This is a genomic window from Ureibacillus sp. FSL K6-8385 (assembly GCF_038593155.1).
In the GTDB taxonomy this organism is placed as follows: domain Bacteria; phylum Bacillota; class Bacilli; order Bacillales_A; family Planococcaceae; genus Ureibacillus; species Ureibacillus terrenus.
Genome location: NZ_CP151968.1, coordinates 2,164,317 through 2,176,416, shown reverse-complemented (window position 1 = coordinate 2,176,416; position 12,100 = coordinate 2,164,317). Strand labels below are relative to the sequence as shown.

Genomic DNA, 12,100 nt, shown 5'->3' with positions numbered 1-12,100 from the left:
ACATGTCAATAAAAATGTTGTAAAATTCTATTAAAATCATCTTTTTTCTCTTTTGTGCAGATAAGTAGATTGCAGGGGGAAAATTATGGGGAGTAAATTATAGGGGGGAGCATGATGGAACTGCAGTCAAAATTGGAAAATCGTTTGTTGCAGACGCTTCGTGTGGAACAAATACAAAGTTTGAAAATCTTGCAAATGTCCAGTATGGAACTGGAGCAATACCTTTATGAAAAAGCGGATGAGAATCCTTTGCTGACGATTGATTGCGGAAATGGAAGGGATGCGAAATTATTGGAAATCCCTTATGTAAAAGATCGGATGCCTTCATCCTTTTCGAATGAAGAACGGTGGGATTATATAGAACGCAGCGCCGCGGCACAGCCTGATTTTGAACAATTTTTTATTGAACAAATTCCGTTGACCGTTTCCCTTAGGGATTTTGATTTGAAAATCTTGAAATTTTTGATCCGTTCACTGGATGACCGCCTGTTTTTGGATGTGGAAGCGCATGAAGTAGCAGAAAAATTCCGGACGACCGCCGCACATGTGGAGAAGCTTATTCAATTGCTTCAGACTTTGGAACCGGTCGGGGTCGGCGCAAGAAATTACATTGAGTATTTATTGATTCAAACCCATCGCTGTCCAGATGCACCTCCTTTCGTCAAAGAGATCATAAAAAATGATTTATCCATGGTTGCTGAAAATAAGATCAAGCAGCTGGCAAAAAAATATAATCAAACAATCCGTGAGATTCAACAGGCTGTTGATTTCATAAAATCTTTGAATCCCCTTCCGGCAGGCCATAAAGATGCCGCTGTTCATTATATTGTTCCGGATATTGAAGTATCACGGGTAAATGGAGAATGGATCATTCAACTGATCCAGAAAAATTTGCCTTCCATTCAAATCAACGAAGAATACGTGGAATTGTTAAAGCGACAAACGGACAATAAAAAATTTCTGAAAAAATATTTGAAAGATGCAAAAGCCCTTTTGTTGGGAATCGAGAAGCGCAATAAAACCATCTATGAATTTGTAAGGCTCCTCTTGGATATTCAACCGGATTTTTTTGAATATGGAATGGCAGGATTGAAACCGATGCGGCTAAAAGATGTGGCAGATCATCTGAATCTGCATATTTCCACGATCAGCCGGACAATCAGGGGGAAATATTTGCAGACACCCCATGGCATATACAGTTTTCAATCTTTATTTACAAAGGGGATTGAAAGTGCATCCGGAAAAATGGATTCCATTGTGTTGATTAAAAAGAGGATCAAGGAATTGATCGACCAGGAGAATAAGAGAAAGCCTTTAACGGATACCCAATTGGCAAACCAACTGAAGAGGGAAGGGATTCAAATATCCAGAAGGACTGTCGCCAAATACCGGATTGAAATGAATATTGCAAGTTCATTCAATCGGGCTTTGCAAAATTGATTCATCAGGGAATGGGTGATGAAAAAATGCAACAGATGATGAATTTTTGCGTATAAAAATGATGATTTTAAATATTCCCCGCCGCTAAAAGGAATATTTCTATTTAAAATTTATTAATTTTACAAAATAATTTAACGCTCAAACTCATTTTTCGAAATATAAAAAAATATATAGATGGAGGAATATTGAAAATAGTTTTGATGTTGATACCAGAATGCCCTTTCATAAGGGCCTTTTATTATTTTTGCTTTTTTCAAATAACCATTTTCCATAATCGATATTTTCTTGAAAAAGCGATAGGGAAACGAAAGGAAAAGTTGGCATTGGGTTTGCTTGTAATATTGGCACAGCTGCTTTGCAGAAATGAAGATGTCAAAAGGCAATCATGATGTTTGATGGAACAGCTTTCGGGTAATGGATTGAAATTTTGATAGAAAGAAGGGGATGGCATGATAGCAGCGAAAAAACGTTTAGCGATTGACGTGGGGGGCACTTTCACCGATATATTTGTATTTGATGAGGAAACGGGAGAAATTTTTGTAACGAAAACCTCTTCCACCCCATCTAATCCCGAGAAAGGAATTTTAGAAGGGATTGCCAAGGCGAAGATCAGCGGAGAAGAAATTAAAGTCTTTTCACATGGTACAACGGTCGGAACAAACGCCCTCATTGAAAGGAAACTGCCGAAAACAGCCCTCATTACCACAAAAGGATTCCGGGATGTCATTGAAATCGGGCGGGGGACGAAAGAGGATATATGGGACACATACAAAGACAAGGCAAGACCGTATATTCGCCGCCGTGACCGATTCGAAGTGACGGAGCGGACAGATTATCGGGGGAATATTTTGGTGCCTGTCGATGAAAACGAGGTCCGTGAACTCGCGAGAAAACTGAAGAAACGCGGAACGGAATCGGTTGCTGTCTGCTTCATCAATGCGTATGTGAATGGCGAAAATGAAAGAAGAGTGAAGGAAATCCTCCAGGAAGAATTGCCCGGGGTGTATGTGTGTATTTCCAGCGAAGTGCTGCCGGAAATCTTCGAACATGAACGGATGAGCACGACCATCATCAATGCGGTGTTGGGACCGATTATGACTACCTATATTCACAGGTTGGAAGAAGAAATGCAGAAGCGCGGCTACAAAGATGATATTCTGGTTCTACATTCCGGCGGAGGGGTGATGACGTCCAGTACAGTCCCGCGTTATGCCGCCAGACTTGCAAGTTCCGGCATTGCAGCGGGCGCCATTGCCAGCAAACATATCGCGAAATTGTGCGGGTATCGCAATGCCATCGGTTTGGATATGGGCGGGACAAGCACGGATATTTCATTAATGTATGACGGCGATATCCGGATCACGAAAGAATGGGCGATTGAATATGGCTATCCGATCGGGTTCCCAAGCATTGAAATTTTGACCATTGGGGCAGGCGGAGGAAGTTTGGCATGGATCGACGAGGGAGGTTCTTTGCGAAATGGCCCGCAAAGCGCGGGAGCTTCGCCCGGACCGGCATGCTACGGCCGTGGAGGAACCGAACCGACAAACTCCGATGCCAATTTGGTGCTAGGCCGTCTAAGCGAAAAATTGCTGGGCGGAACGATGGAATTGGATGTGGCGAAAGCGGAACAAGCTGTGCAAAAGATAGCCGATCATTTCGGCTATTCCATAGAAGAGGCGGCAAACGCCATCATTGAAGTGGCCAATGCAAATATGAGCGACGCGGTAAGGCTCATATCCGTACGCCGGGGATATGACCCAAGAGACTTTGCGCTGGTTGCCTTCGGCGGCGCGGGACCATTGCATGGCGCATATTTGGCGAAAGAATTGAACATCCCGACCGTGATCATTCCTCCTTATCCGGGTGTGGCGGCAGCGATGGGATGCCTGCTTGTCGATGTCCGTCATGATATTTCCAAAACTTATTTGAGACAGGCTGAAGAAGTCACGTTGGAAGAATTATACGAAGAATTTGAAAGCATGCAGGCGGAGGCCAGGGAGCTGCTTCTGGAAGAAGGAATTCCTGAAGAGCAATTCACTTTGATGAATTTCATTGATTTAAGATATCAAGGCCAATGGCGTTCTTTGTCCGTCCCGGTAAGCCAAAGCAGTTCATCCATCGAAGAGATTTTGGAATTGTTCCATAAAGAACATGAACGGGAGTTTGCCTATTCAGACCGGGAACAAAAGGTTGAAATTTATGGCCTCCGTGTCACAGCCATTGGGACGGTGCCAAAACCGGAGTTTCCGAAATATGAACCGGAAGGAACCGTTGAAGATGCTTTAAAAGGGACAAGAAAAGTCTATTTTGATGGCGAGTTTGTTACGACAAAAATTTATGACCGTGACAAAATTCCGGTGGAGACGGAAATCACGGGTCCAGCAATCATTGAACAATTGGATACGACGACAGTGATTCCGCCGAAGTTTTCCGCGAAGGTGGATCAGTATAAAAACATCATTATTTCTGTAAATCAATCATAATTTCGGAAAGGTGGAATGGTGATGGGCTCTCTGCAAAAAGTGGTTTCCAAACAGGAAACGTCTTTAGATCCGGTTACATTCGAAGTGTTGAAGAACGGTTTTGTGAATTTGGTCGACCAAATGGCGGAACAGATGTTGAGGACATGCTATTCATTCGTCATTTATAACCGCGATTTCAGCTGCGCCCTTTGCGATGCTGAAGGAAATACCGTGATGCAAGGGACACATGACATTTCCGTTCATGTAGGGACGTTGCATCTGACGGCTAAGGCGGTTCTGGAGGATTTCAAAGGGGACATCCATCCGGGAGATGTATTTTTAGTAAACGATCCGTATCGGGGCGGCACCCATTTCTGTGATACAAGGGTTGTTCTTCCCGTGTTTTATGGCGGAAAACTGATTGCCTTCATGCAAACAAACGGACATTGGGCAGATGTCGGCGGTTCCAACCCGGGCTCTTTTGATGTAAAGTCGCGGGATCATTTTGGGGAAGGCATCCGCATTCCACCTGTCCGAATTTACAGCAGGGGCGAATATTTATCGGATGTCGTCAATCTATTAATCTCGAACATGCGCGTCCCGAAGGAACGGTTGGGCGATTTGCGTTCACAGGTCGAAGCGGCCAAAGTTGGACAAAGACAATTGCTGGAGTTAATTGATAAATACGGAATTGATACGGTTCTTACAGCATTCAAGGAAGTACAGGATTACGTCGAACGATTAACGAGAAAAAAGATTGAGTCATTGCCGGAAGGTACTTGGGAAACAGTCGACTATATCGACATGGATCCGGAATTGGGGGACGGGCTGATTCCAATCCGGGTGAAAATGGAGATAAAAGACAATGAGATTCATTATGATTTAAGCGGTTCCCATCCATACATCAGCTGCTTTTTAAATGCAGGCTATGGAGCGGCGTTGTCGGGCTTGTATGCGGGCACCAAAACATTTTTCCCGGAAGTGCCGCTGAACTCCGGCTTTTACCGCGTCGTGAAAGCGACTTTGCCCGAAAATTCGGTGGTCAATGCACCAGAACCGGTGGCTGTTACGGGATTCTGTTCCGGCGCATTTGAAAAAATCATGAACGCGTGTTTTGAGATTTGGTCCGAAATCATGCCGGAACGAGCCATCGCTTGTTCATTCAATCTGGAATATTTGTTGATTGGCGGCTATGATCGCCGCGATGCATCGAACAATTATTTCATGTGGTATGACTGGATGGCGGGTGGCCATGGAGGCCGCATCGACCGGGACGGCGCCAATGCAACATCCCCGGTTTTTGGCGTCGGGCTCAGCGTACAGCCTTGCGAAGGGCAGGAAAGATTGTCTCCGGTCATTACGACAAAGCATGAAATTATCACCGATTCCGGAGGACCGGGCAAATACCGGGGAGGATGCGGAGTCGAAAAAGGCGGCGTTTTAACGGAAGTATTCGGAGGGGTCATGTCTTATTGCTGCGACCGTTCCCGTTCCATCACTTGGGGGATCAAAGGCGGGCTGCCATCCATTCCTCAGGGAGCCGTTTTGCATCCGGGCACGGATAAGGAACAATTCCTGGGTACCATTTTTTCGAATATCCCGATGAAAAAAGGCGATTCGTTTACAAGACCATCCGCCGGCGGGGGCGGTTTGGGCGATCCGCTGGAAAGGGATGTGGAAACCGTGTTGGAAGATGTCATTGACGGCTACGTTTCAATTGAAAGGGCAAGAAAGGACTATGGGGTCGTCATCCGGGAAATTGACAGGGATGTCGATCTGTATGAAATCGACTATGAAGCTACCGAAAAGGAAAGAGAGTATATCCGGAAACATCGGAAAGATTGGCTTCGCGTAAGTCCATATGAAGTAGAGAAAATGTATAAAAACGGAGAAATTGACCAGCTGGATGTCATCCGGCGGTATGGCGTCATCATGGACTACACAACAAATCAGGTGCTGGTCAAATCCACTGAGCAATATCGGGAAGCGATGATGAAACGTACATTGGCTTATTGGGATTGATTTGAAGTCGCCGGAGGGAAAATTGACATATTTCCCAACTTATATGTCTGAAAATATCGAAAATTGACAATGAAAAATACTTTAATATTTTCTTGTAAGGGGGAATTCAATGGGGAAGCTGCAAAAATCTTTAAAGACGCGCCACATTACCATGATTTCCATTGGCGGTGTCATCGGAACAGGGTTGTTTGTCGGTACAGGAAAAAATATTTTAAATACGGGTCCGGCGGTTGTTTTTTCCTATCTGATTGCCTGCACAATTATCGTATTAATCATGCAAATGGTCGGAGAAATGGCTTCCGGCGAATTGGCGCTTGGGATGAAAAACAGCGGTGACCCGGAAATGGGCTCCTTTGCTTCCTATGCTTCCAAGTATATCGGGGATTGGGCAGGCTTCACGGTAGGATGGCTTTATTGGGCAAGCTGGGTATTCATTGTCGGTCTGGAAGCGGCTTTGATTGGCGGAATGATCAATGCCTGGTTTCCGTCCGTCCCGGTTTGGGCGGGTTCGGTCGGCATCACGCTGCTCATGACGATTATCAATGTGTATTCGGTCAAAACTTTTGGCGAATTCGAGTATTGGATTTCTTTCTTTAAAGTCACTGCCATCGTGGTCTTCCTGATTGTCGGGGCGCTGATGGCGATTGGCGTTTGGCCGACATTCGAGCCGGAAGGATTGGGGATTTTAGTTAATCATGGCGGCTTTGCGCCGCAAGGTTATATCCCGATTTTGACGGCCATCGTTTTCGTGATTTTCTCCATTTGCGGAGCGGAAGTGGCAGCCATTGCGGCGGCGGAATCGGAAAATCCGGCCAAAAATATTGTCCGGGCAATACGGAATGTCGTATTCCGTTTATCGCTGTTCTTTGTCGGATCGGTTGCTTTGATGGTCATGATTTTGCCTTGGAATGACGCCGAGAATCTGGCCGCCCCTTACGCAAACATTTTGCGGATGGCGGGTTTGCCGATCGCGGCGGAATTGATGCAACTTGTGATTTTCGTTTCATTGGTTTCCGTCTTGAATTCGGCATTATATACGAGTTCGCGGATGCTCCTGTCCATGTCGCAGCAGGGGGATGCGCCGAAGTTTTTCTCGAGGATCAAAAATAAACGGGGCGCCCCTGTCCCGGCCATCATCGGCAGCACCGTCGTGGCATACATTTGTGCAATGCTGTATTTCATTTCGCCGGATGTCATTTTCTACTTCTTGGGGAACTGCGTGGGCGGACTGATGATCATCGTCTATATTTTCATTGCCATATCGCAAATCCGCTTCCGCAAAGAATTTGTGAAGAAAACAGATACAAAATTGCCGATCCGGATGTGGCTTTTCCCTTATTTGACATACGCGACCATCTTCCTGCTTGTGGCGGTCTATATCTCGCAATTGTTCATTGAAAGCCTGCAGTCGCAATTCTACTTGAGCACTGCCGTGTTCATTTGCTCAATCGGGCTGTTCTTTGTCATGAGAAAATTGAGCCCGGCTGCATCAGGGGCGAAAGCGGAGAAAGAAATGGAAGCATTGGTGACGGAAACCGTATCCGAATCAAATTGACGGGAGGAAAGGGTCTGCTTCTTTTAATGCCAGCCTTATTCCAGGGCTTGCATTTAAAAGATGCAGATTCTTTTTCTTGTATTTGCAGATGGGGAAATAGCATATAAAATAAAAGGAAATAGTCGGGGGAGGGAGAGCGGCAATGGTTGTCCAACATATTCATCAAACGGAACATTTTTTTTATGTACAAGAGAATCAAATAAAGTTTTCCAGCAATCTTCCAAAGGAAAAAATTGAAAAAATTTATGCGCAGTATGAAAATGGCAATGAATTTTTTCAGGCCGAAGATTTTTATGTGCATGTGGTCCATTCTCCGGACGGCATCTTGTTTTGCCTCCGACCTGTTCAACAGTACAATGATTTGGATATTTTGAATCCTTTATCCATCAAATTATTAAACTCCATTTCGGACGGCATTACCATCAGCGACAAACATGGGAAGATCATCTTTCAAAATGATGTGGATATCGAATTTGTTGGCATCAATTGTGTCAATCGATATGCCAGGGATTTAATCGCGGAAGGGGTTATGAGCGATTCGCTGACATTGAAAGTGTTGGAGTCAAAAGAGGATGTAACCATTTTTCAGACTTTTTTGAACAATAAATGCTTTTTGGTGACCGGGAAGCCGATTTTTGATGAAACGGGAGAATTGCAATATGTGCTCATTATAACCCGGGATATGTCGAGGCTGAAAAGTTTGGAGGAAGAAGTAAAGAAGCTCGAAATCCAAAATGAAAAGTTTAAACAAAAAATTGAAGAATTGAATGCGCTTGAACGGAAGAAAACAAACCTGATCGCCACATCCCCGGTCATGCAAAAAGTATTGAAACGGATTTTGCGTGTCGCTGAAGTGGATTCGACGGTCTTGATCGAAGGGGAATCGGGTGTCGGAAAAGAGGAAGCGGCAAAGCTGATCCATCTAAATAGCCGAAGAAGCGAAAAGCGGATGGTGACCATCAACTGCAGCGCCATTCCGGAGGCCTTGCTGGAATCGGAGCTTTTTGGCTATGAAGCGGGCGCCTTTACAGGAGCGAACAAAGGCGGCAAGGCCGGATTATTTGAAACCGCGTCCGGCGGCACTGTCTTCCTGGATGAAATCGGGGAAATGCCGTTGCAATTGCAGGCAAAGCTATTACGGGTTTTGCAGGAGTCGGAAGTTCAGCGGATCGGAAGCACGAAGCCCATCCCGATTGATGTGCGGATCATTGCGGCAACCAACCGGAATTTGGCCGAGATGGTCGAGCAGGGGACTTTCCGCGAAGATTTATATTACCGGCTGAATATCATCCCGATCGAAATTCCGCCGTTGAGGGAACGGCGGGAAGATATTGTTCCGCTCGCTTTTCATTTTTTGTCGCAGATTGAACAGAAATACCAAATTCATCGGACGTTTGACAAAGAAGCTTTGAAAGTGCTGGAAGAATATGATTGGCCGGGAAATGTCCGCCAGTTGCGAAATATTATTGAACGAGTTTCATTGTTGGCCAATCAGCCGAAAATCAGCGCAAGCATGGTCCGCGAAGAATTGAGGGAAGCTTCGGCGTTGGGAAGCAAGCCGAAACGGCAGGCAAAAAGACTGGCCGAAACCGCCAAAAGCATTGATTTCTCCAAATACACCGGCACGCTCAAAGAGCAGGTGGCGGCTTTTGAAAAGGAAATCATCAGACAAGCGTTGTCCGAACATGAAAGCATCAGGAAAGCGGCCGAAGCATTGGGATGCAACCAGTCTACATTGGTAAGGAAAATTCAGCGGTATCGACTGACGAAGCATGTGACATACAATTAACGGATGAAAGATGCTTTATTGCCTTAAGTGATGCAAAATTGCAACAGTTTGTTTATTAATGCATAAATGGTGTAAAGGAATCTTCAATGTTTTAAACTTTGCAAACCCATTCTTCAACAATGTCAAGAGGACAAATGGGCAGTCCGGAAAATAAGAAGTCTTCCGGATTGCCTGTTTTTATGCATTTTTTTCGGTCAGGACGGATAATGCGCGGGTCTGTTTTTCACTTTATTTTCAATTTCAATAAAAAATTTTTTATTTTTCCGTCGTTTGGCACGGGATTTGCTCATTCATTAGTAGAGACGTCTGTTGAAGGGATTTGTCAATTGAAATATTCCAATAGAAAGAGGTTGATAGCATGACAATTCAATTGGTGGAGCAATTAAAAACATTGGACCAGAAGCATTTCCTGCACCCTACATCCTCCATCGAGGAGCAGCAAAAATACGGACCCGCAGCGATCTTTTGCGAAGGAAAAGGGATTTATTTGAAAGATTTGGAGGGCAATACGTATATTGACGGCATGTCATCCCTCTGGAATGTAAATGTCGGCCATGGACGGACGGAAATCGCGGAAGTGGCGAAAGAGCAGATGGAGAAGCTCGCATTCAGTTCATGTTTTGCCACGTTCAGCAATGAGCCGGCAATCAAACTGGCGGCGAAAATCGCGGAGCTGACTCCGGGAGACCTGAATACGGTATTTTTCACTTCCGGCGGTTCCGAGTCGAACGACACAGCCATTAAACTTGCACGCCATTACTGGATTCTAAAAGGCCAGCCAAACCGCCAAAAAATCATTTCCCGCTCGTTGTCTTACCATGGCCTCGCTTACGGATCGACGAACGCGACGGGGATTGAAGGTTTCCGCAAATTCACCAACTCGCCCGCACCGGACTTCCATTATGTCGATAAAGATTCTCCGGAAGAATTGAGACGATTAATTGAAGAACTTGGTCCGGAAAAGGTGGCGGCCTTTATTTCCGAACCGGTTCAGGGGGCAGGAGGCGTGAATTTGCCGAAGCCGGATTATTTCCAAAAAGTGCGTGAAATTTGCGATGAGTATGGCGTTTTATTTATCGCGGACGAAGTCATCACCGGATTTGGACGGACAGGGAAAAACTTCGGCATCGAGCATTTCGGCGTAGTGCCGGATATGATGACCTTTGCCAAAGGGGTATCCAGCGGCTATGCGCAGCTGGGCGGCGTGATCATCTCCGAAAAGATCCACAAGGATTTCTGCGAGTTATCCAAGGGCATCCTTATGCACGGATATACGTACAGCGGCCATCCGACTGCCTGCGCGGTGGGATTGAAAAATCTTGAAATCATTGAGCGGGAAGGCCTTGTACAAAACGCCAAAATCATGGGCGAAGAAATGCTCAAAGGCTTTCAGGCGCTGCAGCAAAAGTACGACTTCATTGGCGACGTGCGCACATTCGGATTGCTGGGAGCTATCGGGCTCGTAAAAAACCGCGAAACGGGCGAACTGTTCGATCCGCTGTTAAGCCCGATCGCCGTACAGGAAATGACGAAGCGCGGCCTGATCTTGCGCACGGTGACATACGGCCAGGATACGATTGTCTTTTCTCCGCCGTTGATTATCACGAAAAATGAATTGAACGAAATGCTGCGCATCGTTGACGAAACCTTTGCCTATTTGCAAAAAGAAATCATCGGAAATGGGGTGAAGTAAGATGATCATCGGAGTTCCGAAAGAGATTAAAGATAACGAAAACCGCGTGAGTCTTACGCCTGCGGGGGCATATGACCTGGTGCACAGCGGCCATACGGTGCTTGTTGAAACGGGGGCAGGAGCGGGAAGCGGCTTCAGCGACGAAGATTATATCGCGGTAGGGGCCAAAATAGTCCCTTCCGCCCGCGAAGCCTGGGAAGCGGAAATGGTCATGAAAGTGAAAGAGCCTCTGCCTTCGGAATATGGTTATTTCCGAAAAGGACAAATTTTATTTACATTTTTGCATTTGGCGGCCGAGCCTGAATTGACGAAGGCTTTAATGGAAAAGGGCGTAGTGGCCATCGCCTATGAAACGATTCAGTTGGATGACGGATCGCTGCCGGTTCTGACCCCTATGAGCGAAGTGGCCGGAAGAATGTCGGTGCAGATCGGCGCACACTTCCTGGAAAATCATGCGGGCGGCAAAGGACTGCTTTTGGGCGGCGTTCCCGGAGTGGCGCCGGCCAATGTGGTCATTATCGGCGGAGGCGTGGTAGGCACCAACGCGGCCAAAATGGCATTGGGCTTGGGAGCGGATGTAACGATTTTGGATACGAATGTTAACCGGTTGCGTCAGCTCAATGATTTGTTTGACGGCAAAGCGAAGACGTGCATCTCCAATCGGTTCAACCTTGAAGAGCAGGTGAAAAGGGCGGATTTATTAATCGGTGCGGTGCTGATTCCGGGAGCGAGGACACCGCGGATTGTGTCGGAAAATATGGTGAAGCAGATGAAAGAGGGCAGCGTGATCATCGATGTGGCAGTCGACCAGGGGGGCGCCATTGAAACGATTGACCGCATCACGACCCATAGCAATCCGGTATATGTGAAGCATGGCGTAATCCATTATGCAGTGGCCAACATACCGGGGGCCGTGGCGCGCACATCGACGATGGCTTTGTCCAATGTGACGGTGCCATATGCATTGCAGATCGCCAATAAAGGCTATGAGCAGGCGATATTCGATAATCCGGCGCTTGCCAAAGGATTGAATGTCATCTCCGGCAAGGTAACGTACAAGGCGGTTGCGGAAGCGCACAACCTGCCGTATACCCCGCATGAAGAAGCATTGGGAGTAACAATAGGTTAGGAGGCGG

General features: G+C 46.3%; 7 protein-coding genes. All 7 read left to right on the top strand.

Going from position 1 to position 12,100, the window contains the following annotated elements; translation table 11 throughout:
- Window positions 1-111: 111 nt before the first annotated feature.
- The 7 genes from rpoN (at window position 112) to ald (ending at window position 12,093) form a co-directional block, all read left to right on the top strand.
- Window positions 112-1,440 (top strand): RNA polymerase factor sigma-54, encoded by a 1,329-nt coding sequence (gene rpoN, locus NST62_RS10750; RefSeq protein ID WP_328220124.1) that lies wholly within the window; start codon window positions 112-114, stop codon window positions 1,438-1,440.
- Between the two features lie 449 nt (window positions 1,441-1,889).
- Entirely contained in the window at window positions 1,890-3,926 is a 2,037-nt protein-coding gene (locus NST62_RS10745; protein ID WP_141603235.1) for a hydantoinase/oxoprolinase family protein, read from the top strand.
- 21 nt (window positions 3,927-3,947) lie between these two features.
- Window positions 3,948-5,927: a hydantoinase B/oxoprolinase family protein gene (locus NST62_RS10740; protein WP_141603236.1), complete on the top strand. Its 1,980-nt coding sequence runs from the start codon at window positions 3,948-3,950 to the stop codon at window positions 5,925-5,927.
- Window positions 5,928-6,036: 109 nt separating this feature from the next.
- Complete coding sequence (locus NST62_RS10735) at window positions 6,037-7,482, top strand: amino acid permease (RefSeq protein WP_328216559.1); 1,446 nt, start codon at window positions 6,037-6,039, stop codon at window positions 7,480-7,482.
- Window positions 7,483-7,624: 142 nt separating this feature from the next.
- On the top strand, window positions 7,625-9,271 hold the full coding sequence (locus NST62_RS10730; protein WP_141603238.1) for a sigma 54-interacting transcriptional regulator: 1,647 nt from the start codon (window positions 7,625-7,627) through the stop codon (window positions 9,269-9,271).
- 358 nt (window positions 9,272-9,629) lie between these two features.
- Complete coding sequence (locus tag NST62_RS10725; protein ID WP_141603239.1) at window positions 9,630-10,964, top strand: aspartate aminotransferase family protein; 1,335 nt, start codon at window positions 9,630-9,632, stop codon at window positions 10,962-10,964.
- A gap of 1 nt (window position 10,965) precedes the next feature.
- Window positions 10,966-12,093 (top strand): alanine dehydrogenase, encoded by a 1,128-nt coding sequence (ald, locus tag NST62_RS10720; RefSeq protein ID WP_328220126.1) that lies wholly within the window; start codon window positions 10,966-10,968, stop codon window positions 12,091-12,093.
- The last annotated feature ends 7 nt before the right edge of the window (window positions 12,094-12,100 follow it).